Here is a 25,877-nt window from a genome sequence, read left to right as displayed (position 1 = left end):
CCTCATGACCGAGGGGCGCCCCTTGCCTTCGAGCCGCCAGGTCTACGGCAGTGCCAGCATGCGCTCCAGCGCCAGCTTCGCGAACGCCTCGGTCTCCTTGTCGACCTCGATGCGGTTGACGAGGTTGCCCTCGGCGAGGGACTCCAGGGTCCACACCAGGTGCGGCAGGTCGATGCGGTTCATCGTCGAGCAGAAGCAGACCGTCTTGTCGAGGAAGACGATCTCCTTGCCCTCGGGCGCGAAACGGTTCGCCAGACGCCGTACGAGGTTCAGCTCCGTGCCGATCGCCCACTTGGAGCCGGCCGGGGCGGCCTCCAGGGCCTTGATGATGTACTCCGTGGAGCCGACGTAGTCCGCCGCCGCGACGACCTCGTGCTTGCACTCGGGGTGCACGAGGACGTTGACGCCGGGGATGCGCTCGCGCACGTCGTTCACCGAGTCCACGCTGAAGCGGCCGTGCACCGAGCAGTGGCCGCGCCACAGGATCATCTTCGCGTCGCGCAGCTGCTCCGTGGTCAGCCCGCCGTTCGGCTTGTGCGGGTTGTAGAGCACGCAGTCGTCCAGGGACATGCCCAGGTCGCGGACGGCGGTGTTGCGGCCGAGGTGCTGGTCGGGCAGGAACAGCACCTGCGAACCCTGTTCGAAGGCCCACTCAAGGGCCCGCTGGGCGTTCGACGACGTACAGATCGTGCCGCCGTGCTTGCCGGTGAACGCCTTGATGTCCGCGGACGAGTTCATGTACGAGACGGGCACGACCTGCTCGGCTATGCCGGCCTCGGTCAGCACGTCCCAGCACTCGGCGACCTGCTCGGCGGTGGCCATGTCGGCCATCGAGCAGCCCGCGGCGAGGTCCGGCAGGACGACCTTCTGGGCGTCGCCCGTGAGGATGTCGGCGGACTCCGCCATGAAGTGCACACCGCAGAAGACGATGTACTCGGCCTCCGGGCGGGCCGCCGCGTCGCGGGCCAGCTTGAAGGAGTCACCCGTGACGTCCGCGAACTGGATGACCTCGTCGCGCTGGTAGTGGTGGCCGAGCACGAAGACCTTGTCGCCGAGCTTCTCCTTGGCCGCACGCGCGCGCTCGACCAGGTCCGGGTCGGACGGAGAGGGCAGGTCGCCGGGGCACTCGACGCCCCGCTCGCTCTTCGGGTCGGCCTGGCGGCCGAGCAGCAGCAGAGCGAGGGGCGTCGGCTGTACGTCGAGGTCCTGGGTCTGGGCGGTGGTCACGACACGCACCCTTTCTGTTTCTGCGGCTCGCCGGGCTCGTAAGGGAGCGGGCCCGGCGGAACGATGCCTTTTCGTCGAATTGACGCTATCTATCATAACCGCTTCACGTCACGTTGACGATGGCCATAGCGTCCATGTGACGTGAATCCCGGTCGCCTCTCCGGCGGGTGACACCCCGGTGTCCGTGGGGTTCTCCACAGGTCGGTGTGCGTGCGCGGGCGTATGTGCGAGCATGAAGAGAGAAGGCAAAAGACATGAGCTCGGCCCCGGAATGAATCCGCGGCCCCGCCGGTTGCAACCGTCGGCAAGCAGTCTCCGTACAACCCGGGAGAGAAGCAGATGTCCGTATCGGACGAGACCACCACCGTGAGCGACGGCATCATCCTGTCCGACGCCGCCGCGGCCAAGGTCAAGGCCCTGCTCGACCAGGAAGGCCGCGAGGATCTGGCGCTGCGCGTCGCCGTTCAGCCCGGCGGCTGCTCCGGCCTGCGGTACCAGCTCTTCTTCGACGAGCGCTCGCTCGACGGCGATGTCCTCAAGGACTTCGACGGTGTGAAGGTCGTCACCGACCGCATGAGCGCCCCGTACCTGGGCGGCGCCTCGATCGACTTCGTCGACACCATCGAGAAGCAGGGCTTCACGATCGACAACCCGAACGCGACGGGCTCCTGCGCCTGCGGCGACTCCTTCAGCTAGTCCGGGACCGGCGGGGCCCGAGATCATTCCGGGCGTGTTCAGCCGGCCCCGACTGCCACTGAGCCGAGCCCGCGGCTCACGGCTCCGGCCGAACGCGTGCGTACCGCCGAGTACGGACGAAGGCGGCGTCCCCCTCCGACGGGGACGCCGCCTTCGCGTATCCGGGACGGTGTGTCCGGGACCGGGCAGCCGTTGCCGGGCAGCCGCTAGCGGGCGCCCCCCGACGTCGCTCCGGACGGCTCGGGTGTGTCGAAACTCCCGTGGTGGATCGCCTTGCCGTCCGTCCCCACGACCGTGCGGCCGTCGAGCGGCTCGTCCAGGTGCACCGTCTTCTCGTAGATCTTGGCGATCAGGATGCAGATCCTGTTCTTCCAGGGCTTCTCCGTCACGGTGACGGTGACCTTGCCGGAGCTCTCGCTCGCCGACGCCGTGTAGTCGGCGCACACTCCGCCGGTGAAGCTGACCGTCAGGTCCTTGCCGTCCGCGGTGTAGCCCTGGACGTCGACGTCACGGGTGGCCGCCGGCGAGGACGGCTCGTTCGGGGGCACGGTCGGGTCCGGACTCGGCTGCGCCGAGGAGGCCGGCGAGGCCAGGAACTTCGGGGCGACCGCCGGATGCGTCACGGTGTAGGTGTTGTCCGCGCCGGGCGACCGCACCTCGAACAGCCAGGACGGCACCAGTGCCTGCCGCCCGTTCGCGCGGTGCGCCGCCAGTCCGAAGGTGGCCTTCACGACCGTCACCGACTCCGGCCTCGGTGCCGGGGTCGGGTGCTCGCACGGCATCTCGTCCCGGTCCTTCAGCGGTACGGGGCTGGCGCAGCCGCCGATGCCCATGCGCCGGTCGCCCGTTGCCGACGCCGACCCGTTCATCAGGTCCAGCGTCTTCCGCGCGCCGACGACCGGGTACGCGTCCCCCTCCACCGGCGTCTTCAACTGGCCACTGCCGCCGATGACATGACCGTCCACGTTGATCTGGAGGCCGGTCGTCCACCCGTAGGTGGGCAGTCCGCCCACCACCGGGTCGGCGTTCACCACCCGCACGCGGCCCATGAGTTGGCTCGCGTCCAGCTTCGCGTCGTCCTGGCCCACCGCCTTCAGCACGGGCGCCGCCGCCTTCCTGGCCGCCGCCTCACTCACCGGGGGCGGCGCGAATTCGGTCAGGGAACCGGAGCCGATCGGCCGGCACATCTTGCCCTTGGCGCAGTTGTCGGTCCCCGGAATGTAGGAGCTGAAGGTCCAGGTCCCCGGGGCGTCCGCGTTCACCCGCAGGTTCGGCTCGGCGCCGTCCTTGGCGGTGCCGACCGTCCAGGCGTCCCCGACGAGCCGGGGTGTGCCCGCCAGGTCCAGGGCCTTCGCGAGCCGGGCCACCTCGGCCCGGGTCACGCTGCCCTCGGCCCACTGGACGTGCGCCGAGTTCGGACCCGTGGGGAGTGTGCCGTCCGCGCGGTAGGTCGCGCCGTAGGGGTTGGGCTCGCCGGGAGCGATGCCGGCGGTACCGCCCGTGGCCCCGGTGTTCGCGGCGTAGCCGTCGAGGGCGAGCGGCGGGGGATTGCCGTCGGCGCCGGGCGCACCGGAACGGCCGCCGCCGGACGCGGTCGCGGCGAAGTACGCGCCGCCGCCCCCGACGAGCAGCACTGCGGCGACGACCGAGGCGACGACCGCCGGGCTCCGCCGCCGACGCACCCCACCGGCCGCGGCACCCTCGACGGGACCTCCGACGATCTCCGGGACGGCACCTCCGAGAGAATCCCCGGCGTGCCCGTCGCGGGAACCGTCGGCCGGACTCACGACGACACCCTTGGCGTGCCCGCCGAGCGTGCCTTCGGCGTGCCCGACGGCAGTGTCTTCGACGGTGCCTTCGGCGTACCCGTCGAGCGTGCCTTCGGCGTGCCCGTCGGCAGTGTCTTCGGCCTGCCCGTCGAGCGTGCCTTCGGCGTGCCCGTCGGCAGTGTCTTCGGCGTACCCGTCGAGCGTGCCCTCGGCGTGCCCGTCGGCGTGCCCTTCGGCGTGTCCTTCGGCGGGACTCCCGACGGCACCTTCGATGGGACCCGTGACGCCGCTTTCCGCGGAACCCGCGACGCCGCTGTCGGCCGGAGTCTCCGCAGCTGCTTCGGCGGGATCCTCGACGGGACGCTCGGCGCCATCTTCGCCGGGAGGCTCGGCGGAAGCGTCGCCGGGGCCCTTCGCGTGACCTCCGACGGCGGCCTCGCCGGGACCCGCGTCGGAACCGGCGATGCCGCGTTCGGCGGAGTTCTCCGCAGGACCCGCGCCGGACCCCTCGGCTGCTCCGCCGGTGGATCCGTCGCCGGGATCTCCGGGGGCCGCCTCGGGCGAACGCTCGCCGGGGCCTTCGACGGCGCCCTCGGTGGGACGCTCGACGGAAGCCTCGGCGGTCCCCTCGACGGTCACGTCGGAGGGGACCTCGCCGGAATCCGCGCCGGTCCCATGAGTGGTCCCGTCCACGGAACCTTCCACCGTCTCGTCGGCCGCGTCGGCGGGACCCGCGACGGCGTCCTCGGCGGGGCCCTCGACGGGACCCCTGGCGTGACCCTCGACGGGATCGGTCGCGTCGTTGTCGGGTCGCTCGGTGCTCACCGCATCGCTCCTTCGGCTCCACTGCATTCCCATGACCCGGCCCTGTCAAATGACGGGCTCTCCAGGGTCGTATAGCGCATCCCCTATACGAGGGACAGCGTTGGGACGCAGCGGGGGAGCGCACGGTTCCCTGCGGGCGCACTCCGTCTTCACCCGTTCGGCGCCGCCGGGACTGTCACCCGTACGGCGGCGCCGAACGGTCGGCGCCGGTCAGTCGCCGTAGTCGGACATCGCGTCCAGCAGCCGTGCCGAGGTGGGCGGGACGGTCACCCCGTGGATGAGGGAGAGGGAGACGTGGAGGGGAGGGACCGGTGCGGGAGCCGACCAGTGGCCGGCCATCCGGGCGCAGTCGCCGCGCAGCGACGCCAGATCGCCTTCCAGGTCACTGACCGGGCCGAGCGGAGCGGTGTCATGGACCTTGAGGTTCGTCATACCGGAACCGTATGCACCGTTGCCGTCACGAAGAAAGATCTACTATCGGGTAGTTTTGGCCCTTCAGGGGTCGTGTGCGGACCCGGTAGCGTTAAGTGTCAATCCCCTCCCCTCGCAGGAGCGTGTCCTAGCCGTGCGTATCGCAGTCACCGGCTCCATCGCCACCGACCACCTCATGACCTTCCCCGGCCGCTTCGCCGACCAGTTGGTCGCCGATCAGCTGCACACGGTCTCCCTCTCCTTCCTGGTCGACAACCTCGATGTCCGCCGAGGCGGGGTCGGCGCGAACATCGCGTTCGGCATGGGCCAGCTCGGTACCCGTCCGATCCTGGTCGGGGCGGCGGGCTCCGACTTCGACGAGTACCGCGCCTGGCTGGACCGGCACGGTGTCGACACCGCCTCCGTGCGCATCTCCGAGGTGCTGCACACCGCGCGCTTCGTGTGCACCACCGACGCCGACCACAACCAGATCGGCTCCTTCTACACGGGCGCGATGAGCGAGGCCCGCCTCATCGAGCTCAAGGCCGTCGCGGACCGGGTCGGCGGTCTCGACCTCGTCCTGATCGGCGCGGACGACCCCGAGGGGATGCTCCGCCACACCGAGGAGTGCCGCTCTCGCGCGATCCCCTTCGCCGCCGACTTCTCGCAGCAGATCGCGCGCATGAACGGCGACGAGATCCGGATCCTGCTGGACGGCGCGACGTTCCTCTTCTCGAACGAGTACGAGAAGGGACTCATCGAGTCCAAGACGGGCTGGACCGACGAGGAGATCCTCTCCAAGGTCGGCCACCGGGTGACCACCCTCGGCTCGCGCGGTGTCCGTGTCGAGCGCGCCGGCGACGACCCGATCGAGGTCGGCTGCCCCGAGGAGGAGCTCAAGGCGGACCCGACGGGTGTCGGTGACGCGTTCCGCGCCGGCTTCCTCTCCGGTCTCGCCTGGGGCGTCTCCCTGGAGCGCGCCGCCCAGGTCGGCTGCATGCTCGCCACCCTGGTCATCGAGACGGTCGGCACCCAGGAGTACCAGCTGAGCCGCGCCCACTTCATGGACCGCTTCACCAAGGCGTACGGCCACGAGGCCGCCACCGAGGTCCGGACGCACCTCTCCTAGGCCACGGTTCTCCTGGTCCACGGTCCGGGCCCGCCTCCGCCGCGCGGAGGCCAGGGCCCGGCTCGCCCCGGCGGAGGCGGGAGCCCGCCCCGCCCGGGTGGAGGTTCCGGCCCGGCTCGCGGGTCGGGTTCCAGGACAGCTGGGACAGCTAGGACAGCCGGCGGACCACATAGGCCGAGCCGTGGTCCGCCGGCTCCTCCCCGACGTACTCCTGGCCCCGCATCTCGCACCACGCGGGGATGTCGAGGCGGGCCGCCTCGTCGTCGGACAGGACCCGGACCGTGCCGCCGACCGGCACGTCCCCGATGACCTTGGCCAGCTCGATCACGGGGATCGGGCAGCGCCGGCCCAGCGCGTCGACCACCAGCGTGTCGACCGAGGCGGGGACCTTCGTCACCGCCGTCGGTGCCCCCAGCTTCTCGCGGACCCCCGCGACCACGCCCGGGAGGACCGACAGGAAGCGGTCGACGTCCTCGTTCGAGGTGCCGGGAGGCAGCGACACCCGCACATTGCCCTCGCTCAGGACGCCCATGGCCTTCAGGACATGGCTGGGGGTGAGGGTGCTGCTCGTGCAGGACGAGCCCGAGGAGACCGAGAAGCCCGAGCGGTCCAGTTCGTGGAGCAGGGTCTCTCCGTCGACATAGAGACAGGAGAAGGTGACGATCCCCGGGAGCCGGCGGACCGCGTCGCCGACCACCTCGACGTCCGGCACCAGTGCGGGCACCCGCGCGCGGATCCGCTCCGTCAGTTCACGCAGCCGTACCGCCTCCCCGGCCGCCTCCGCGCGGACGGCAAGCAGCGAAGCCGCCGCGGCCACGATCGCCGGGATGTTCTCGAACCCCGCCGCCCGCCCCGACTCCCGCTCGTCCGCGGGGCCTTGGGGCGCGAACCGTACCCCTTTGCGCACGACGAGCAGCCCGACGCCCGAAGGGCCGCCCCATTTGTGGGCACTTGCCGTCAACAGGGACCAGGCACCCTCCACCCGCCCCCAGCCCAGCGACTGCGCCGCGTCCACCAGCAGGGGCACTCCCGCCTCCTGGCACATCTGTGCCACCTCGGCCACCGGTTGCTCCGTGCCCACCTCGTGGTTGGCGGACTGGAGGCAGGCCAGCGCGGTGTCGGGGCGCAGGGCGGCGGCGTAGGAAGAGGGGGACACCCGCCCCCCGCGGTCGACCTGAACCCGGGCCACCGCACCGCCCGACGCCTCGTGGGCGTCTGCCGAATGGAGTACCGACGAGTGTTCGACGGCTGACACGATCAGGTGGTCTCCGACGCGCCGCCGACCCGCCAGGGCACCCTCGATCCCGGAGTGCACCGCGCGGGTGCCGGAGGCGGTGAAGGCCAGTTCGTCGGGGCGGCAGCCCACCGCGTCGGCCGCCGCCTCGCGTGCCGCGTCGAGGAGCAGCCGGGCCTGCCGGCCCTCACGGTAGAGGCGGGCGGGATCGGCCCACCCCTCGTCGAGCGAGGCCTGCAGGGCCTGTCGGGCGACGGGGTGCAGCGGAGCCGCGGACGCGGCGTCGAAGTAGGACACGCCACCACGCTAGCCCGTGCTCCCAAGGGGGCGTCAGAAGCCATCCGGACTGGGGCATTCCAGGTGCTCCGACAGGGCCTTGCAGGAGAAACAGCACTCCTTCGGGGAGTCGGGCGGCGCGTTGGGCACCCTCCCCGCGCGACCCCAAATAGCGTCCAGTAGGGTTTGGTCCGCATAAACATCCAAACCCCTGCCCGACGCAGGGCGGCGACCGGACCAGCGAGAAGGCCGCAGCCAACAGCGCGGGCGAGACTCTCGGGAAGGCGCTACGTGAGTCCCAACGGCTCCGACCGCTCGCCGCGGCGCCCGATGCGGCGGAAGCTGCTGCAGGCAATGACTGCGGGCCTGGTCCTGGCGACAGCCACTGGTTGCTCGTACAACTGGGAAGACTTCCCCCGCCTTGGTATGCCCACCCCGGTCACGGAGCAGGCTCCTCGGATCCTCTCCCTCTGGCAGGGCTCGTGGGCGGCCGCGCTCGCTACGGGCGTGCTGGTCTGGGGCCTGATCCTGTGGAGCGTCATCTTCCACCGGCGCAGCCGGACCAAGGTCGAAGTTCCTCCGCAGACCCGGTACAACATGCCCATCGAGGCGCTGTACACGGTGGTCCCGCTCATCATCGTCTCGGTGCTGTTCTACTTCACCGCCCGTGACGAGACGAAGCTCCTCAGCCTCAGCCCGAAGCCCGACGTCACGGTCAACGTGGTCGGCTTCCAGTGGAGCTGGGGCTTCAACTACATCGAGAACGTCCCCGGTTCTTCCGGGAACGCCAAGACCGACCCGAACCTGGCCGCCATTCCGGACCGGTTCAAGAAGGACTTCCCGGCGAACGCCGGCGGTGTCTACGACGTCGGCACGCCCGCCACGAAGAACCCGCAGACGGGCAACCCCGGTCCGACCCTCTGGCTCCCCGAGGGCAAGACGGTCCGGTTCGTCCTCACTTCGCGTGACGTCATCCACTCCTTCTGGGTGGTGCCGTTCCTCATGAAGCAGGACGTCATCCCGGGGCACACCAACTCCTTCCAGGTGACCCCGAACCGTCAGGGCACCTTCCTGGGCAAGTGCGCCGAGCTGTGCGGCGTCGACCACTCCCGGATGCTCTTCAACGTGAAGGTCGTCTCCCCCGAGCGCTACGAGGCCCACCTCAAGCAGCTCGCGGCCAAGGGACAGACCGGTTACGTCCCGGCCGGCATTGAGCAGACGGGCCACGAGAAGAACCGGGAGACGAACAACCTGTGAGCATCCTCAACGAACCCCAGGGTGCCGCCGCAGCCGAAGACTCGTACGAGAACGAGCTGCCGGTACGGCGCAAGCAGCCCGGCAGCGTCGTGATCAAGTGGCTCACCACCACTGACCACAAGACGATCGGCACGCTGTATCTCGTGACGTCGTTCGCGTTCTTCCTCATCGGCGGCGTCATGGCGCTGCTGATGCGTGCGGAACTGGCGCGTCCCGGACTGCAGATCCTGACGAACGAGCAGTTCAACCAGGCGTTCACGATGCACGGCACGATCATGCTGCTGATGTTCGCGACGCCGCTGTTCGCCGGTTTCGTGAACTGGATCATGCCGCTCCAGATCGGCGCGCCCGACGTGGCGTTCCCGCGGCTGAACATGTTCGCCTACTGGCTGTACCTCTTCGGCTCGACGCTCGCCGTCGGCGGCTTCCTCACCCCGCAGGGTGCGGCCGACTTCGGCTGGTTCGCCTACAGCCCGCTGTCGGACGCGGTCCGCTCGCCGGGCATCGGCGCGGACATGTGGATCATGGGTCTGGCCTTCTCCGGCTTCGGCACCATCCTCGGCGCGGTCAACTTCATCACCACGATCATCTGCATGCGCGCTCCCGGCATGACGATGTTCCGTATGCCGATCTTCGTGTGGAACGTGCTGCTCACCGCGGTCCTGGTGCTGCTGGCCTTCCCCGTCCTCGCGGCGGCGCTGTTCGCGCTGGAGGCGGACCGAAAATTCGGTGCGCATGTGTTCGACGCGGCAAACGGCGGAGCCCTGCTCTGGCAACACCTCTTCTGGTTCTTCGGCCATCCAGAGGTGTACATCATCGCCCTGCCGTTCTTCGGCATCATCTCCGAAGTCATCCCGGTGTTCTCGCGCAAGCCGATGTTCGGTTACATGGGCCTGATCGGCGCGACCATCGCGATCGCCGGTCTCTCCGTGACCGTGTGGGCGCACCACATGTACGTCACCGGTGGCGTTCTGCTCCCGTTCTTCTCCTTCATGACGTTCCTCATCGCCGTACCGACCGGCGTGAAGTTCTTCAACTGGATCGGAACGATGTGGAAGGGCTCGCTGTCCTTCGAGACACCGATGCTCTGGGCCGTCGGCTTCCTCATCACGTTCACCTTCGGTGGTCTGACCGGCGTCATCCTGGCCTCGCCGCCGATGGACTTCCACGTGTCCGACTCGTACTTCGTGGTGGCGCACTTCCACTACGTCGTGTTCGGCACCGTGGTGTTCGCGATGTTCTCCGGCTTCCACTTCTGGTGGCCGAAGATGACCGGCAAGATGCTCGACGAGCGTCTCGGCAAGATCACCTTCTGGACGCTGTTCGTGGGCTTCCACGGCACGTTCCTGGTGCAGCACTGGCTCGGTGCCGAGGGCATGCCGCGTCGTTACGCGGACTATCTCGCGGCCGACGGCTTCACCACGCTGAACACGATCTCGACGATCAGCTCGTTCCTGCTGGGCCTGTCGGTCCTGCCGTTCCTCTACAACGTGTGGAAGACGGCCAAGTACGGCAAGAAGGTCGAGGTCGACGACCCGTGGGGCTACGGCCGTTCGCTTGAGTGGGCGACCTCCTGCCCGCCGCCGCGGCACAACTTCCTCACGCTGCCGCGGATCCGCAGTGAATCCCCGGCGTTCGACCTGCACCACCCGGAGATCGCCGCTCTCGACCAGCTCGAGAACGCCGGTCACGGTTCGGCGTCCCTCGGCGGCGGCAAGGAGGAGGGCAAGTGAAGGTCCAAGGCAAGATGTTCCTCTGGCTGGCCGCATTCCTCCTCATCATGGGGATCGTCTACGGCGTGTGGTCCAAGGAGCCGGCCGGTAGTACGGCCCTCTTCATGGGCTTCGGTCTCAGCATGATGATCGGCTACTACCTGGCCTTCACGGCCCGGCGGGTCGACCAGCTGGCGCAGGACAACAAGGAGGCCGACGTCGCGGACGAGGCCGGCGAGGTGGGCTTCTTCAGCCCGCACAGCTGGCAGCCGCTCTCGCTCGCCGTCGGTGGCGCGCTCGCCTTCACGTCCGTCGTCTTCGGCTGGTGGCTGCTCTACTTCGCGGCCCCGCTCATCGTGCTCGGCCTGTGGGGCTGGGTCTTCGAGTACTACCACGGTGAGAACCGCACCCAGTAGCACGCGCTGAACGCCCGGGAGCCCGGACACTCCGTCAGGAGAGTCCGGGCTCCCTCGTTTGCCGCGACTTCCGTCCCTCACTCGGCTCACTCGGCGCGCCGTGCTTGACGAGCGTTCATAACGTGAGCTCATGAACCACTCACCGCGAATCCGCACGGTCGTCAGCTGCACCGCGCTGGTGGTCGCCCTCGGAGCGGGCGCCACCGCCTGCGGCTCCGACGGCCACCCGCTCTCGGCGAAGCCGTACGACGCGGCGGGACAGATCTCGTTCAAGGGCCTCTCCGGAGACAGCAAGAAGTCGACGAAGGTGGACCCCGACAAGCCCCTGGAAATCACCTCCGAGAGTGACGCCGGACGCATCACCGACGTGACCGCCACGGACGCGTCAGGACGCTATGTCGCGGGCGAACTGGCCGCCGACGGCAGCCGCTGGCACAGCACCTCGCCCCTCGCCGCAGGCGCCCACTACACAGTGCGCGTGAGCACCGAGGACGAGGACGGCGCCCCCGGCCGCAAGGTCATCGGCTTCGACACCAGCACGCCCAAGGCCAAGAAGCTGCTGAACGTCGGATTCGGGCCCAAGACGGGCAAGTACGGCGTCGGCCAGCCCATAACGGCCGAACTCAGTGCCCCCGTCAAGGACAAGGCGGCCCGCACCGTCGTCGAGCGCGCCCTCAGAGTCGACTCCACCCCCGCGGTGGACGGCGCCTGGCACTGGGTGGACGACAAGACGCTGCACTACCGCCCGAAGGACTACTGGCCCGTCCACGCCACCATCACGGCGCACAGCAACCTCGCCGGCGTCAGGATCGGCGAACGTCTCTGGGGCGGCGACGCCAAGCCCGTGAAGATCACCACGGGCGACCGCCTGATCGCCCTGACCGACGCCGCCACACACTCCATGACGGTCTACCGCAACGGCCAGGACATCAAGGAGATCCCCGTCACCACCGGGAAGCCCGGCTTCGACACCCGCAACGGCGTCAAGGTCGTGCTCGGCAAGGAGTACTTCGTACGGATGCGCGGGACCAGCATCGGTATCGCCGAGGGCAGTTCGGACTCCTACGACCTGCCCGTGTACTACGCGACACGGGTCACCTGGAGCGGCGAGTACGTGCACGCCGCGCCCTGGTCGACCGGCTCGCAGGGGTACGCCAACGTCAGCCACGGCTGCACCGGAATGAGCACCGAGAACGCCGAGTGGTTCTTCAACACGTTCAACGAGGGCGACATCGTCAAGGTCGTCAACTCCGAAGGCAAGACGATGGACGCGTTCGGCAACGGGTTCGGCGACTGGAACCTCGGCTGGAAGAACTGGCGCGCGGGCAGCGCCCTGGTGGGCGGATCCCCGGACGCCCCGAGCCCGGCCCAGCGCGCGAGGCTGCGTCCCGAGAGCGTGTGAGGCCGCGCCCCTCGCGGGGCGCGGGTTCCTCAGGCGCTCTGAAGGTTCCTGCGACGCAGCAGGGAGGCCAGTGAGGCGGCGAACTCCACCGGGTCGACCGGCAGGGTCACCGCGGCGTCCGCGCGGCTCCAGGTGGCCAGCCAGGCGTCCTGCGGGCGCCCGATGAGCACCAGCGCGGGCGGGCAGTTGAAGATTTCGTCCTTGATCTGCCGGCACACCCCCATGCCGCCCAGCGGAACCGCCTCGCCGTCCAGCACGCAGACGTCGATGCCGCCCTTGTCGAGCTCCCTGATGACGGCGGCCGGCGTCGCGCACTCGATGAACTCGACGAGGGGAACGTCCGGTGCGGGCCTGCGCCCGGTGGCGAGCCGCACCTGTGCGCGGGTGTTGGAGTCGTCGCTGTAGACCAGCACCGTGGCGGTCGGCTGCATTCTTCCTCCGAGACGTCAGCGTCGTACGGACATCAAGCGATCGGGCTGATCGTCCCCGGCCCGATGCGCGGATGCTACTCCCTTGAACACCTCGTCAACACCGGTTCGGACAGGGCTTCGATGGGCCATACGGGCTGGACACACCCCGTCAACACCCCGAACGGCACCCCCCGGGGTGAGGGCGGGATAAGCGACCGACATAATGTCGGTCGTGGCGACAGCAACGACAGTAGAAACCGGGCACGCGCACCCGTCGGTCAATCGGCCGAACCTCACCAGCGTCGGAACCATCATCTGGCTGAGTTCCGAGCTGATGTTCTTCGCGGCCCTCTTCGCGATGTACTTCACCCTGCGATCGGTGACCGGGCCGGATCACTGGAAGGCGATGGCAAGCCATCTCAACCTTCCGTTCTCGGCGACGAACACCACGATCCTGGTGCTCTCCTCCCTGACCTGTCAGCTCGGCGTGTTCGCCGCCGAGCGCGGGGACGTGAAGAAGCTCCGGATGTGGTTCATCGTCACCTTCATGATGGGTGCGATCTTCATCGGCGGTCAGGTCTTCGAGTACACCGAACTGGTCAAGAAGGACGGGCTCTCGCTCTCCTCCGACCCGTACGGCTCGGTGTTCTACCTGACCACCGGCTTCCACGGACTGCATGTGACGGGCGGCCTCATCGCCTTCCTGCTGGTCCTCGGTCGCACCTACGCGGCTCGGAGGTTCACTCACGAGCAGGCAACCGCCGCCATCGTCGTGTCCTACTACTGGCACTTCGTCGATGTCGTCTGGATCGGCCTTTTCGCCACGATCTACCTGATCAAGTAATCGGGCCCAGGCCCGAAACATCCAGAAGCACCGACGCAGAAGATCCTGACACCGGGGTAATCCGTGAAAAAGCTCTCCGCACGACGACGCCATCCGCTGGCGGCGGTCGTCGTCCTACTCCTCGCGCTGGCGGCCACCGGGGGGCTGTACGCCGCGTTCGCTCCCGCGGGCAAGGCGCAGGCCGATGAAACCGCCCAGTCCCTCGGTATCACCGAGGGCAAGAAGCTGTACTCCGTGGGCTGCGCAAGCTGCCACGGAACCGGCGGTCAGGGCAGCTCCGACGGTCCCAGCCTGGTGGGTGTGGGCGCCGCGGCGGTCGACTTCCAGGTCGGCACCGGCCGTATGCCGGCCCAGCAGCCGGGCGCTCAGATCCCGAAGAAGAAGGCCATCTACTCGCAGGCCGAGATCGACCAGCTCGCGGCCTACATCGCCTCGCTCGGCGCCGGCCCCACGATTCCGACCAAGAGCCAGGTCAGCCCCGAGGGCGCGGACATCGCCAACGGCGGTGAACTCTTCCGTACCAACTGCGCCCAGTGCCACAACTTCACCGGCAAGGGCGGCGCGCTGACGCACGGCAAGTACGCGCCGAGCCTGGAGGGTGTCGACCCGAAGCACATCTACGAGGCCATGCAGACGGGCCCGCAGAACATGCCGTCCTTCCCCGACACCACGCTGACGGAGAAGAACAAGCAGGACATCATCGCGTACCTCAAAGCGGTCAACGGTGACGACACCGTGAGCCCGGGCGGTCTTGAGCTGGGCGGCCTCGGGCCGGTCAGCGAGGGCCTGTTCGGCTGGGTCTTCGGTCTCGGAACCCTGGTCGCCGTCGCCGTCTGGGTCGCCGCTCGGACCGCAAAGGCCAAGAAGTCATGAGTAGCCAAGACATTCCAGAAGAGAACGTGCCCGCTGAGCGGGCCTCCGACGACCACACCGAGCACGGTGGTCATGGCGCGGTAGCCGTCGCGGACGAGCAGAACCCGTTCGCGGACCCGGGGCTGCCGCCCCACGAGCACCGCATCCAGGACATCGACGAGCGGGCCGCCAAGCGGTCCGAGCGCCTTGTCGCGATGCTGTTCGTGCTCTCGATGGTGGCCACCGTCGGCTTCATCGCCTCGTACGTGGCGATCCCGAACGACAAGTCGGTCTTCGTCTTCCCGCTCGGGCACATCAGCGCGCTGAACTTCGCGCTGGGCATGACGCTCGGTGTGGCGCTGTTCGCGATCGGCGCGGGCGCGGTCCACTGGGCCCGCACCCTGATGTCCGACGTGGAGATCGCCGACGAGCGTCACGCGATCGAGGCGGAGCCCGAGGTCAAGGCCAAGGTCCTGGCCGACTTCAAGCAGGGTGCCAAGGAGTCCGCGCTCGGCCGCCGCAAGCTGATCCGCAACACGATGTTCGGCGCGCTGGCACTGTTCCCGCTCTCCGGCGTCATGCTGCTGCGCGACCTCGGCCCGCTGCCCGGCACGAAGCTGCGCCACACGCTGTGGTCCAAGGGCAAGCTCCTCGTCAACATGAACACGAACGAGCCGCTGCGTCCCTCGGACGTGGCCGTCGGTTCGCTCACCTTCGCCAAGCCCGAGGGCCTGGAGGTGTCCGACGAGGACTTCCAGAAGGAGATCGCCAAGTCGGCCCTGATGATCATCCGGCTCCAGCCGGACAACATCAAGGACAAGCAGGAACTCGAGTGGTCCTACGACGGCATCGTGGCCTTCTCGAAGATCTGCACCCACGTCGGCTGCCCGATCTCCCTGTACGAGCAGCAGACGCACCACGCGCTGTGCCCGTGCCACCAGTCCACCTTCGACCTCTCCGACGGCGCCCGAGTCATCTTCGGCCCGGCCGGTCATGCCCTGCCGCAGCTGCGCATCGGTGTGAACGCTGAGGGTTACCTCGAAGCGCTCAGCGACTTCGAGGTGCCCGTCGGTCCTGCATTCTGGGAGCGCGGATGAGCACTACCACCACCTCCGACTCGCGCTCCTCGCGCGAGAAGGCGCCCGCCGGTGAGCGGGTCGCCGACTGGGCCGACGGCCGTCTGGGGATCTACTCCCTGGCCAAGTCCAACATGCGCAAGATCTTCCCCGACCACTGGTCGTTCATGCTGGGTGAGATCTGCCTCTACAGCTTCATCATCATCATCCTCACGGGTGTGTACCTGACCCTGTTCTTCCACCCGTCGATGAACGAGGTGGAGTACCACGGCAGTTACATCCCGCTGCAGGGCCAGTTGATGTCCGAGGCGTTCAACTCGACCATGCACATCTCCTTCGATGTGCGCGGTGGTCTGCTGATCCGGCAGATCCACCACTGGGCGGCGCTGGTCTTCCTCGCCGGCATGTTCGTGCACATGATGCGCGTGTTCTTCACGGGTGCGTTCCGCAAGCCGCGTGAGGTCAACTGGGTCTTCGGATTCCTGCTGTTCGTCCTCGGCATGTTCACCGGCTTCACCGGTTACTCGCTCCCGGACGACCTGCTCTCCGGCACCGGTGTCCGCTTCATGGAAGGCGCGGTCCTGTCCGTGCCGATCGTGGGCACGTACCTGTCGTTCTTCCTGTTCGGCGGCGAGTTCCCGGGCGGCGACTTCGTGGCCCGCTTCTACTCGGTGCACGTGCTGCTGCTGCCGGGCATCATGCTCGGTCTGGTGGTGGGCCACCTGATCCTGGTCTTCTACCACAAGCACACGCAATACGCGGGTCCCGGCAAGACGAACAACAACGTCGTCGGCATGCCGCTGCTGCCCGTTTACATGGCGAAGGCCGGAGGCTTCTTCTTCCTGGTCTTCGGTGTCATCGCGGCCATCGCGGCGATCGCCTCGATCAACCCGATCTGGGCGATGGGTCCGTACCGTCCGGACATGGTGTCCACGGGTGCCCAGCCCGACTGGTACATGGGCTTCTCCGAAGGCCTGATCCGTGTCATGCCGGGCTGGGAGATCAACCTCTGGGGTCACACGCTCGTCCTGGGCGTGTTCATCCCGCTGGTGATCTTCCCGCTGGTCCTGGTCGCGATCGCGGTCTACCCGTTCATCGAGTCCTGGGTCACCGGCGACAAGCGCGAGCACCACATCCTGGACCGCCCGCGCAACGTCCCGACCCGGACCGCGTTCGGTGCCGCCTGGATCAGCTGGTACTTCGTGCTGCTCGTCGGCGGCGGCAACGACATCTGGGCCACGCACTTCCACCTGGCGATCAACTCGATCACCTGGTTCGTGCGCATCGCCTTCTTCGTCGTGCCGGTGCTCACCTTCATCGCCACCAAGCGGATCTGCCTCGGCCTCCAGCGCAGGGACCGGGACAAGGTGCTGCACGGCCGCGAGTCGGGCATCATCAAGCGTCTGCCGCACGGTGAGTTCATCGAGGTCCACGAGCCGCTCAGCCAGGACGCGCTGCACACGCTCACCGCGCACGACCAGTACAAGCCGGCCGAGATCGGCCCGACGGTCGACGAGAACGGTGTCGAGCGCAAGGTCTCGGGCGCGAAGAAGCTGCGCGCCAAGATGAGCCAGGGCTTCTACGGGGAGGACAACCAGATCCCCAAGCCCACCGTCGAGGAGTACAAGGAGATCACGAGCGGCCACGGCCACCACTGATCCCCGGCTGTTCGCCACGGCAGGAGCCCCGTCCAGGCAATGGACGGGGCTCTTTGCCGTCTCCCGGGCTGGATAGGGTGGACTCACCCCGTGGTGCGGGGTGATCCACTCCGCGTCACCTACGACCGTGTCACCGACCACCGTGTGACCTACGAACCCAGGAGCGACCATGAGCGCTGTGAACCCCGCTGGAGGCGACACCGCGGCGGGCCGTTCCTGGCCGGCGGTACTGAACGGCCTGCTCGAGGGCCGCGACCAGAGCGCGGACGACACGGCCTGGGCGATGGACCGCATCATGCGCGGAGAGGCGACGGACGCGCAGATCGCCGGGTTCGTGGTGGCCCTGCGGGCCAAGGGCGAGACCGTCCAGGAGATCACCGGACTCGTCCGGGCGATGTACGAGCACGCCAATGTGATCGAGGTGCCCGGACACACCGTCGACATCGTCGGAACGGGCGGCGACGGCGCGAAGACCGTCAACATCTCCACGATGTCCTCGATCGTGGTGGCCGGCACCGGCGCCAAGGTCGTCAAGCACGGCAACCGGGCCGCGTCCTCCGCGTCCGGCTCGTCGGACGTCCTGGAGAAGCTCGGCGTCAATCTCCAGCTCACGGTGAAGCGGGTCGCCGAGGTGGCCGAGGAGGCCGGGATCACCTTCTGCTTCGCCGTGAAGTTCCACCCGGCGCTGCGTCATGTGGCGGCGGCACGCGGCCAGTTGGGCATCCGGACGACCTTCAACGTGCTCGGCCCGCTGACGAACCCGGCACGGGTGAAGGCCCAGGCGGTCGGGGTCGCCGACCCCCGTATGGCGCCGATCGTGGCCGGAGTGTTCGCCGAGCGAGGCAACTCCTCGCTGGTCTTCCGCGGCGACGACGGCCTCGACGAGCTGACCACCACCGCCGGCTCCCACGTCTGGGTGGTCCGCGACGGCCTGGTCACCGAGGAGCGCTTCGACCCGCGCGACGTCGGGCTCGACATCGTCCCGGTGGAGGCCCTGCGCGGCGCCGACGCCTCGTACAACGCGGAGGTCGCCCGGCGCGTGCTGGACGGCGAGAAGGGGCCCGTACGGGACGCGGTCCTGCTGAACTCGGCGGCGGCCCTGGTGGCCCTGTCGCCGACCGGCGCGTCGCTCGCGGACCAGCTCCGCGACGGAATGGAGAAGGCGGCCGAGGCGATCGACTCCGGCGCCGCGAAGCGCACCCTGGACCGCTGGGTGGCCGCCAGCAACGCCTGATCCACCGGTGACACGGAGCAGGGCGCAGTCCAGAATCCGGACTGCGCCTTGCGCGTGGAAGATCCTCTGGCAAGATGCTGTACCAGGTCATGAGTGACAGCCATCAGGCCCCGGCCGGCTGTCCGGCAACCCTCCGTCCGTGGCGGGGTGCCCCGGGTGAAGACCAGGTCGTAGGCAGCGAGGCCTACGGCAAGCGCGGACCCCTCCCGCCCTCCGGGCGGATGCAACCAGGGGTCCTGGTCGTTCGAGGGAGCCTTCTGTGAGCAAGCGAATGCGATAGGGCGTAGAGCCCCGCCCCCGCACACCCTTTTCACCCTTTCCTGCGCTGAGCCCTGCCTCCGGGCGGCCGGCTCGCGCGGTGATCCCGCCTGCCTCTCACAGGAGCTCGCCATGTCTGTCTCCACCGTTGCCGCCGACCAGTCCGTTTGTGCCCCTCTGGCCGTTCTGGGCCGGGATGTCACCGTCCCGCTCGTGACCGGCGGCGAGGTGACCTACGCGGCCCTCGACTACGCCGCCAGCGCGCCCGCCCTGCAGCGGGTGTGGGACGACGTGGCCGCGTACGCGCCGTACTACGGCAGCGTCCACCGGGGCGCCGGCTACCTCTCGCAGCTGTCCACCGACCTCTTCGAGAACGCCCGCAGGACCGTCGAGGAGTTCCTCGACTGCCGCGCCGGCGACCAGGTGGTCTTCACCCGCTCCACGACCGACTCGCTCAACCTGCTCGCCGCCGCGCTCCCGGCCGACTGCCAGGTCTTCGTCTTCGAGACCGAGCACCACGCCTCGCTGCTGCCCTGGCGCGACGCCCGGGTGACCTACCTGAACGCCCCGCGCACCCCGGGCGAGGCCGTCGCCACCCTGGAGCAGGCCCTCGCCGCCCGCGACCCGTACGGACCGGCCCTGGTCTGCGTCACCGGCGCCTCGAACGTCACCGGGGAGCTGTGGCCGGTGCGGGAGCTGGCCGCCGCCGCGCACGCCCACGGCGCCCGTATCGTCCTCGATGCCGCGCAGCTCGCCCCGCACCACCCGGTGTCGGTCCAGGACCTCGACGTCGACTGGGTCGCCTTCTCCGGGCACAAGCTGTACGCGCCCTTCGGCTCCGGTGTCCTCGCGGGCCGCTCCGACTGGCTGCTCGCCGCCGAGCCCTACCTCGCGGGCGGCGGCGCCAGCCGCAAGGTCACCCGGCGTACGGACGGCGGCGTGGACGTGGAGTGGCACGACAGTGCCGCCCGGCACGAGGCCGGCTCGCCGAACGTCATCGGCGCCTACTCGATCGCGTCGGCCTGCAAGGCGCTCACCGAGGAGGGCTTCGACAACCTCGTCGCCCGTGAGCAGCACCTGATCCGCACCGTCCGCGCGGGCCTCGCCGAGGTCCCGGAGGTCCGGGTCCTGTCGCTCTTCGGTGACGACGCCCCGCGGGTCGGCGTCATCTCCTTCGTCGTCGAGGGCTGGAACAGCTCGCACTTCGCGGCCGCGCTCTCCGCCGAGTACGGCATCGGCGTCCGCGACGGCCTCTTCTGCGCCCACCCGCTGGTCCGCACGCTGCTCGGCAGCGACCCGGAGACCCAGGGGGAGTGCGGCGCTCCCGAGGCGGCCCCGGGCGAGAAGTCCCTCAACGCCATCCGCGTCAGCTTCGGGGCCGGTACCCCCGACGAGCACGTCGAGCGGTTCGTCCGCGCGGTGCGCGAGCTCGTCAGGGACGGCGCGCGCTGGCAGTACCGCACCGAGGGCGGCCGCTGCGTCCCGGCGGTCTGACGCACCGAGCGTGCCCGGAGGCGGTGTTGCCGTCGGTCAGGAGTCGAGGCCGATCGCGAACGCCGCCTCCAGGTCGTGCTGGGAGTACGTACGGAACGCCACGTGCGTGTCCGTCGCCTCGACGCCCGGGATCTTGCTGATCTTGCCGGGAATGACGTCCGCGAGGTCGTCGTGGGCCTTGACCCGGACCATCGCGATCAGGTCGTAGGTGCCGGTGACGGAGAAGACCTCGCTGACGCTCTCCAGCGACGCGATCGACTCGGCGATCTCGGGGATCCGGTCCACGCTGGTCTTGATGAGGACGATCGCGGTGATCACGGCTGGTTCTCTCCCTAGGGGGCCGCTGCTGGGGATCTCACCCTACTCGCGGTCCAGCTGACCCGGCTGATCCGCCGGGGGCCCCGGAAGCGGCCCCGGAGCGGGCACGACGGCCGTACGGCGGCGGAACCGGGCCCACGCGTAGACGAAACCCAGGGAGAAGCCCACGAGGTGGGCCAGATAGGCGACCCCGGGGCCCGAGGCGCTGCGGCCCGCCGCCAGCCACTGCAGGGTGAACCAGAACGGCAGCACCACCCAGGCCGGGAACCGCAGCGGCAGGAAGAACAGGAACGGGAAGAGACTGGTCACCCGGGCCTTGGGGAACAGGTACAGGAACGCGCCGAGCACCGCGGAGATCGCCCCGGAGGCCCCGACCAGGGACTGCTGCGAGGTGGCGTTGGCGGCGGCGTAGCCGAGCAGGGCCAGATATCCGCAGCCCAGGTAGAAGAGGGCGAACTCCAGATGGCCCATGCGTTCCTCGGCCATCAGCCCGAAGACGTAGAAGAAGAGCATGTTGCCCAGGAGATGGAGCCAGCTGCCGTGGATGAACAGGGCGGTGGCGGGGGTGAGCGCCTCGCGCGGGGCCCCGCCGAACAGATCGGCCGGGACCACGCCCCAGCGGCGGAAGTACGCCCGCTGGGCGACCAGCAGTTCGTCCCCGGTGCCGTACGCGGGATCGAGGCCCGAGGCGGGACCGATCACGAAGATCAGACAGCACAGGACGATCAGCCCGTACGTCACCGGCGCCGACTGACCCCGCAGCGCCCTGCCGAACGCCGCACTCCAATTGCCGATCATGGTGCAGAGCATGACGTAACCACACCGATGCGCACAGACCGCCTCGCCGCCGCGGACAGCCGAGCGTCGAGTACCCGCCAGGCCGTAGGGTTACGAGCCAGATGCACCGGGAGACCGGTGCCGGACGGACACTAGAAGGAAAGCGACCGCCCTATGACAGTTCCCCTGCCCGACGCCAAGACCCGCTGGCGCTGCGCCCTCTGCGGCAACCTCACGCGTTTCGACGTCACCCGCTCCTCGAAGGTCGTCGAGTACGTACACCTCGACCTGGCCGGTGAGCCGAAGGTCGAGGAGCGCGAGGTGGTCAGTGAGACCATCGAGTCGGTGCGGTGCCGCTGGTGCAACGCGGTGGATCAGGTCGAACTCGTGGACAGGCCGGGCGCCGGCTCCTGACGGAGCGGGCCCCGCACGGATATTGGGGTGAACGGATGGTGGAGACCACAGGCGGGGAGCCGGACGACGGCACCGCCGAGGTGCTCGACCGTCCGCTGCCCGACGGAGTGCGCCGACGTGTCGTGCAGATCGTCTCGGACGGCTTCGGCGGGCTGACCATGGCCGAACTTCCCGCCCAGTTGAGGCAGTACGCCCGATTCGCGCCGAACCGGCGGGCCAAGTTCGCCGGCAACGCCATGGCCGCGGCGCTGGAGACGGACCCGCTGTTCAGACAGCGCATCGCCGAGAAGCTGAGAGAGGCCCAGCCGGAGCTCGTCGCAGTTCTCGACTCGGGCGCGCCGCCTCCGGCCGCGGATCCGCTGGACGTGGCGGCCGCGGCCTATGTGCTGCGTCCCGCGGGCTGGGTGAAGCTGGTGACCGCCGCGGGCGAGGAGGCCCTGCGGGCGGACGCCGAGCGCGCCGACGAGGAGAACCGCGCCGAGCTGGAGCGGCTGCGCACGGAACTCGCCGAGGCCCGCGGGCAGACACGGGCCGAGACCGAACGGCTGCGCACGGAAATGGAATCGGCCAGGAAAGAAGCGGAATCGCTTCACCGCAAGCTGCGCAGCGCCCTCAGCGACGTCAAGCGCGGCGAGGCGGCCCTGCGCAAGCTCCAGGCCGAGACGGACGCGGCGAAGGCGGAGAGCCAGGCCCAGGTGTCCGCCGCCGTGAGCGAGACCCGGCGGCTCAAGGGGCGCCTCTCGGAGGCCGAGGCCGCCCTGGAGGCCACCCGCAAGGCGGCCCGCGAGGGGCGCAGTGTCGAGGACATGCGCGTGCGGCTGCTGCTCGACACCGTGCTGGACGCGGCCCAGGGCCTGCGCCGGGAACTGGCGTTGCCTCCCCTCTCCGTCCGGCCCGCGGAGACCGTGGAGGCGGTCGAACCGGGGCGGATGACGCCGAAGGACATCGCCACCCGCGCGCTGTCCGAGAACGACCCCGCGATCCTGGACCAGTTGCTCGCGCTGCCCCAGGCGCACCTGGTCGTCGACGGCTACAACGTCACCAAGACCGGCTATCCCCAGATGCCGCTGGAGAAGCAGCGGCTGAGGCTGCTCGGGCAGCTCTCGCAGCTGGCCGCGCAGACCGGCGCCGAGGTCACCTGTGTCTTCGACGGGGCCGAGCTGGCCGCGCCGGTGCTGCTCGCGCCGCCGCGCGGGGTGCGGGTGCTGTTCTCCAAGCCCGGGGTCACGGCGGACGAGCTGATCCGGCAGCTGGTGCGGGCCGAACCGCCCGGCCGGCCGGTCATCGTCGTCTCGACCGACCGTGAGGTGGCCGACGGCATCGCCAAGGCGGGTGCGCGGCCGGTTGCGTCCGTGGTGCTCCTCAAGCGCTTCTCACGCGGCTGAGCAATCCCTTTCATTCCTTTTCTCCCTTGTGTTGCCTCACGCTCACTCATGCCCCCTTTCGTACGCCTTTCGCGCGTCTTTGGGGGCGTCATCTTCCGCTCCTGACCGCGGGTTTCGCGTGGGCGGCGTTCCGTGCCCTAAGTCGCATGAGTCACCTACGCACCATGCGCAACCTCTGGGTCTGATGCCCGAATTAGTCGGACCTTCACGCGACGTAGTGTCAAGCGGGTATCACTGCAGGTGAGTTGATTGCAAAGAATGCGCTCGGTGACAAAGAATTTTCAGGTTTGGATTTGAACTGATCACAAGAAGGTCACTAGGGTCATGCCTCGAACCTCCAACTAGGGTGATCACTCATGAGGAGTGACGGTGGAGGGGCACCGCCCGTCGGCGTTCTCGGCAGGCGGCTGGAGGAAGAAGGAGCTCGCCTTCGTGGCGTCCCACCGTCGACCCAAGCAGCCGAGCCGCACCCGTGTGACCGTGCTCACCACCGCCGCCGCTGCAGCCGTTGTCCTCAGCGCCAACGCCGCCAATGCCGCGCCGTCCGAGAAGCCCAACAAGGACGAGGTCAAGACCAAGGTCGACAAGCTCTATCAGGAGGCCGAGCAGGCCACTGAGAAGCTCGACGGTGCCAAGGAGAAGCAGCAGAAGCTGCAGAAGCAGATCGGCGCTCTCCAGGACAACGTCGCCCGCGGTCAGCAGGAGCTCAACGACCTGCGCGACGGCCTCGGTTCGATGGCCAGCGCCCAGTACCGCACCGGCGGCATCGACCCCTCCGTGGCGCTCTTCCTCTCCTCGAACCCGGACGACTTCCTGGACAAGGCCTCGGCCATGGACCAGCTGAGCGCCCAGCAGGTCGGGTCGCTCAAGAAGGTCCAGGAGAAGCAGCGTTCGCTCGCCCAGCAGCGTGCCGAGGCCTCCGCGAAGCTCAAGGACCTCGCCGACACCCGGGCCGAGCTCGCCAAGAAGAAGAAGGAAGTCCAGAGCAAGCTGGGCGACGCCCAGAAGCTCCTGAACTCGCTGACGGCGCAGGAGAAGGCGGCGCTGGCGTCCCAGGAGCAGGACCGGGCGACCCGCGCCAGCGAGCGCGTCGACCTCGGCAACACCAAGGCCGCCTCGGGCCGCGCAGGCGCCGCGTTCGCCGCCGCCCAGAGCGTGATCGGATCGCCGTACGTCTACGGCGCCTCCGGCCCCAGCTCCTTCGACTGCTCGGGCCTCACCTCCTGGGCCTACGCCCAGGCCGGCGTGACCATACCGCGCACCTCGGAGGCCCAGGCCAACGCCGGCACCCGCATCTACTCGCAGAGCGATCTGCAGGTCGGCGACCTGGTCATCTTCTACGGCGACCAGCACCACGTCGGCCTCTACGCCGGCAACGGCCAGGTGCTGCACGCCCCGCACACCGGCGCGGTCGTCCGTTACGAGTCGATCGCCAACATGCCCTTCCAGTTCGGCGTCCGGATCTGATCCGGACGGGCGGTCCGGAACGAACGTCCGCCGCCCGCCGCCCGCAGGGAGCCCCTGCCGCTCCGCCCAAACGGGCGAATTGCGACAACTCCCGCTGACCTCACGCCCCGTCGGTGACCTGCGTCTCCGGCGGGGCGTCACTTTGTGTGCCCGCGGGAGTCTTTGGCCGGTGCGTAGTCGCGCGACTACTGTCTGGCGCGATCCCCCGACGGCGGGGGACCGTCAGCGGAAGGGAGAGCGGCTACCCGTGGGGTTCCATCGCCGCCTTGCACCGACCGGCTTCGACCGGGGCGCCGGCGCCTTCGGTGTCGCCGCCTGCGTGATGTCCGCGGCGGCCGCCGCACTCGGCGCCCTGCCCGCCTCCGCGGCACCGCAGGACGACACCCGGGCCGAGGTGGACCGCCTCTTCACCCAGGCGGAGAAGGCCACCGAGGCGTACGACAAGGCCGACGAGCGCGGCGACGCGCTGCGCAAGCAGATCGGCACGGCACAGGACGAGATCGCCCGGCAGCAGGAGCGCGTCAACACCATGCGGGACGCGCTGGGTTCGCTCGCCGGGGCGCAGTACCGCTCCGGCGGCCTCGACCCCTCGCTCGCGCTGCTCTTCTCCGACAACCCGGACGACTACCTCGACAAGGCCTCCGCGCTCGACCGGATCGGCACCCGGCAGGCCGGCGAACTCAAGGACCTCCAGCAGGCCCTGCGCGGCCTCGCCCAGGAGCGCGAGGAGGCCGACGGGAAACTCGCCGAACTGGAGCGCAGCCGCGAGGCCGTCGCCGGGAACAAGCGGGTCATCGAGGGCAAACTGGCCAAGGCGCGGCAACTGCTCGACTCGCTGCCGTACGCAGACCGCGCCGCCTACGGCCGGGCGTCGCGCTCGGCGCGCGCCGGCCTGCCCGGCCTCGGTGACGCCGTCCCGTCCTCGTCGCGCGCGGCCGTCGCCGTCGCCGCTGCCCGTTCGGCGCTCGGCCGCCCCTATGTGTGGGGCGCCAACGGGCCCGGCGGCTTCGACTGTTCGGGCCTCATGCAGTGGTCGTATGCGCACGCCGGGGTCGGTCTGCCGCGCACCTCGCAGGCCCAGCGGTACGCCGGACGGCAGATCCCGCTCTCCCAGGCACAGCCCGGCGACCTGGTCACCTACCGGTCCGACGCCAGTCATGTCGGGATGTACGTGGGCAACGGCCAGGTGATCCACGCCCCCTATCCGGGCGCCCCGGTGCGCTACGACCCGGTCGGGATGATGCCGATCTCGTCCGTCACCCGGCTCTGACGGGGCCCGGAACCCGCGCCGGGCGGGTCCGGCAGACGGTCCGGCGGGCGGGCGCGGGCACCGTAC

At 69.3% G+C, this 25,877-nt stretch carries 23 protein-coding genes and 1 riboswitch; of the genes, 16 read left to right on the top strand and 7 right to left on the bottom strand.

Annotation, left to right across the window (positions count from 1 at the left end; translation table 11 throughout):
* Positions 1-42: 42 nt before the first annotated feature.
* Positions 43-1,227: a quinolinate synthase NadA gene (gene nadA / locus ACFYR3_RS02290; protein WP_355857416.1), complete on the bottom strand. Its 1,185-nt coding sequence runs from the start codon at positions 1,225-1,227 to the stop codon at positions 43-45.
* Positions 1,228-1,566: 339 nt separating this feature from the next.
* Here nadA and ACFYR3_RS02285 point away from each other — a divergent pair, with 339 nt between their 5' ends.
* Positions 1,567-1,923, top strand: a complete 357-nt coding sequence (locus ACFYR3_RS02285) for an iron-sulfur cluster assembly accessory protein (protein ID WP_261706957.1) — start codon at positions 1,567-1,569, stop codon at positions 1,921-1,923.
* A gap of 206 nt (positions 1,924-2,129) precedes the next feature.
* Here the strand turns inward: ACFYR3_RS02285 and ACFYR3_RS02280 are convergent, their stop codons facing one another.
* Together ACFYR3_RS02280 and ACFYR3_RS02275 are read right to left on the bottom strand one after the other, a co-directional pair.
* Positions 2,130-4,517, bottom strand: coding sequence for a hypothetical protein (locus tag ACFYR3_RS02280; protein ID WP_389281093.1), 2,388 nt, complete (start codon positions 4,515-4,517; stop codon positions 2,130-2,132).
* Positions 4,518-4,727: 210 nt separating this feature from the next.
* A complete protein-coding gene (locus ACFYR3_RS02275; RefSeq protein WP_328555959.1) occupies positions 4,728-4,949 on the bottom strand; it encodes a hypothetical protein in 222 nt (73 codons plus the stop codon).
* Between the two features lie 133 nt (positions 4,950-5,082).
* Between ACFYR3_RS02275 and ACFYR3_RS02270 the strand changes: the two genes are divergently transcribed.
* On the top strand, positions 5,083-6,057 hold the full coding sequence (locus ACFYR3_RS02270) for a carbohydrate kinase family protein (protein WP_355857412.1): 975 nt from the start codon (positions 5,083-5,085) through the stop codon (positions 6,055-6,057).
* A gap of 148 nt (positions 6,058-6,205) precedes the next feature.
* Here the strand turns inward: ACFYR3_RS02270 and ACFYR3_RS02265 are convergent, their stop codons facing one another.
* Positions 6,206-7,588, bottom strand: coding sequence for a cysteine desulfurase/sulfurtransferase TusA family protein (locus ACFYR3_RS02265; RefSeq protein WP_389281091.1), 1,383 nt, complete (start codon positions 7,586-7,588; stop codon positions 6,206-6,208).
* A 270-nt stretch (positions 7,589-7,858) separates the two neighbouring features.
* On the opposite strand from ACFYR3_RS02265, the gene coxB reads away from it, so the two are divergent.
* The 4 genes from coxB (at position 7,859) to ACFYR3_RS02245 (ending at position 12,354) form a co-directional block, all read left to right on the top strand.
* Positions 7,859-8,824, top strand: coding sequence for a cytochrome c oxidase subunit II (gene coxB, locus ACFYR3_RS02260; RefSeq protein ID WP_389281089.1), 966 nt, complete (start codon positions 7,859-7,861; stop codon positions 8,822-8,824).
* Positions 8,821-10,557, top strand: coding sequence for a cytochrome c oxidase subunit I (gene ctaD / locus ACFYR3_RS02255; protein WP_389281087.1), 1,737 nt, complete (start codon positions 8,821-8,823; stop codon positions 10,555-10,557). Before coxB ends, ctaD begins: the two co-directional genes overlap by 4 nt.
* Positions 10,554-10,952 carry a cytochrome c oxidase subunit 4 gene (locus ACFYR3_RS02250; protein WP_389281085.1) on the top strand — a complete coding sequence of 133 codons (399 nt, stop codon included), beginning with the start codon at positions 10,554-10,556 and terminating at the stop codon, positions 10,950-10,952. Before ctaD ends, ACFYR3_RS02250 begins: the two co-directional genes overlap by 4 nt.
* Positions 10,953-11,082: 130 nt before the next feature.
* Entirely contained in the window at positions 11,083-12,354 is a 1,272-nt protein-coding gene (locus ACFYR3_RS02245) for an Ig-like domain-containing protein (protein WP_389281083.1), read from the top strand.
* 29 nt (positions 12,355-12,383) lie between these two features.
* Here ACFYR3_RS02245 and ACFYR3_RS02240 read toward each other — a convergent pair whose 3' ends face one another.
* Positions 12,384-12,785 carry a hypothetical protein gene (locus tag ACFYR3_RS02240; protein ID WP_389281082.1) on the bottom strand — a complete coding sequence of 134 codons (402 nt, stop codon included), beginning with the start codon at positions 12,783-12,785 and terminating at the stop codon, positions 12,384-12,386.
* A 202-nt stretch (positions 12,786-12,987) separates the two neighbouring features.
* On the opposite strand from ACFYR3_RS02240, the gene ACFYR3_RS02235 reads away from it, so the two are divergent.
* From ACFYR3_RS02235 to ACFYR3_RS02210, 6 genes are all read left to right on the top strand, one after another.
* Complete coding sequence (locus tag ACFYR3_RS02235; RefSeq protein WP_389281081.1) at positions 12,988-13,608, top strand: heme-copper oxidase subunit III; 621 nt, start codon at positions 12,988-12,990, stop codon at positions 13,606-13,608.
* A 63-nt stretch (positions 13,609-13,671) separates the two neighbouring features.
* The gene (locus ACFYR3_RS02230; protein WP_389281080.1) at positions 13,672-14,481 is read left to right on the top strand and encodes a c-type cytochrome; all 810 of its coding nucleotides are present in this window, start codon (positions 13,672-13,674) and stop codon (positions 14,479-14,481) included.
* Entirely contained in the window at positions 14,478-15,557 is a 1,080-nt protein-coding gene (locus tag ACFYR3_RS02225; RefSeq protein ID WP_389281079.1) for a Rieske 2Fe-2S domain-containing protein, read from the top strand. The genes ACFYR3_RS02230 and ACFYR3_RS02225 overlap by 4 nt, the downstream gene beginning before the upstream one ends.
* Entirely contained in the window at positions 15,554-17,194 is a 1,641-nt protein-coding gene (locus tag ACFYR3_RS02220) for a cytochrome bc complex cytochrome b subunit (RefSeq protein ID WP_355857388.1), read from the top strand. Before ACFYR3_RS02225 ends, ACFYR3_RS02220 begins: the two co-directional genes overlap by 4 nt.
* A gap of 169 nt (positions 17,195-17,363) precedes the next feature.
* On the top strand, positions 17,364-18,428 hold the full coding sequence (gene trpD, locus ACFYR3_RS02215) for an anthranilate phosphoribosyltransferase (protein WP_355857385.1): 1,065 nt from the start codon (positions 17,364-17,366) through the stop codon (positions 18,426-18,428).
* A gap of 85 nt (positions 18,429-18,513) precedes the next feature.
* Positions 18,514-18,630: riboswitch (SAM riboswitch) on the top strand.
* A 188-nt stretch (positions 18,631-18,818) separates the two neighbouring features.
* Positions 18,819-20,180, top strand: coding sequence for an aminotransferase class V-fold PLP-dependent enzyme (locus tag ACFYR3_RS02210; RefSeq protein ID WP_389281078.1), 1,362 nt, complete (start codon positions 18,819-18,821; stop codon positions 20,178-20,180).
* A gap of 36 nt (positions 20,181-20,216) precedes the next feature.
* Here ACFYR3_RS02210 and ACFYR3_RS02205 read toward each other — a convergent pair whose 3' ends face one another.
* Together ACFYR3_RS02205 and ACFYR3_RS02200 are read right to left on the bottom strand one after the other, a co-directional pair.
* The gene (locus ACFYR3_RS02205; protein ID WP_326788250.1) at positions 20,217-20,498 is read right to left on the bottom strand and encodes an Lrp/AsnC ligand binding domain-containing protein; all 282 of its coding nucleotides are present in this window, start codon (positions 20,496-20,498) and stop codon (positions 20,217-20,219) included.
* 42 nt (positions 20,499-20,540) lie between these two features.
* Entirely contained in the window at positions 20,541-21,296 is a 756-nt protein-coding gene (locus ACFYR3_RS02200; RefSeq protein WP_389281076.1) for a rhomboid family intramembrane serine protease, read from the bottom strand.
* Between the two features lie 153 nt (positions 21,297-21,449).
* Between ACFYR3_RS02200 and ACFYR3_RS02195 the strand changes: the two genes are divergently transcribed.
* From ACFYR3_RS02195 to ACFYR3_RS02180, 4 genes are all read left to right on the top strand, one after another.
* On the top strand, positions 21,450-21,689 hold the full coding sequence (locus tag ACFYR3_RS02195) for a hypothetical protein (RefSeq protein ID WP_261706939.1): 240 nt from the start codon (positions 21,450-21,452) through the stop codon (positions 21,687-21,689).
* 35 nt (positions 21,690-21,724) lie between these two features.
* Entirely contained in the window at positions 21,725-23,074 is a 1,350-nt protein-coding gene (locus ACFYR3_RS02190) for an NYN domain-containing protein (RefSeq protein WP_355857375.1), read from the top strand.
* Between the two features lie 432 nt (positions 23,075-23,506).
* Positions 23,507-24,541 carry an NlpC/P60 family protein gene (locus ACFYR3_RS02185; protein WP_355857419.1) on the top strand — a complete coding sequence of 345 codons (1,035 nt, stop codon included), beginning with the start codon at positions 23,507-23,509 and terminating at the stop codon, positions 24,539-24,541.
* A 247-nt stretch (positions 24,542-24,788) separates the two neighbouring features.
* Positions 24,789-25,811 (top strand): NlpC/P60 family protein, encoded by a 1,023-nt coding sequence (locus ACFYR3_RS02180; protein ID WP_355857372.1) that lies wholly within the window; start codon positions 24,789-24,791, stop codon positions 25,809-25,811.
* Positions 25,812-25,877: the final 66 nt, after the last annotated feature.

Source organism: Streptomyces sp. NPDC005784 (genome assembly GCF_042871525.1).
Lineage (GTDB): Bacteria > Actinomycetota > Actinomycetes > Streptomycetales > Streptomycetaceae > Streptomyces.
The sequence above is the reverse complement of the archived record's forward strand: the minus strand, read 5'-3'. Positions and strand labels throughout refer to the sequence as shown.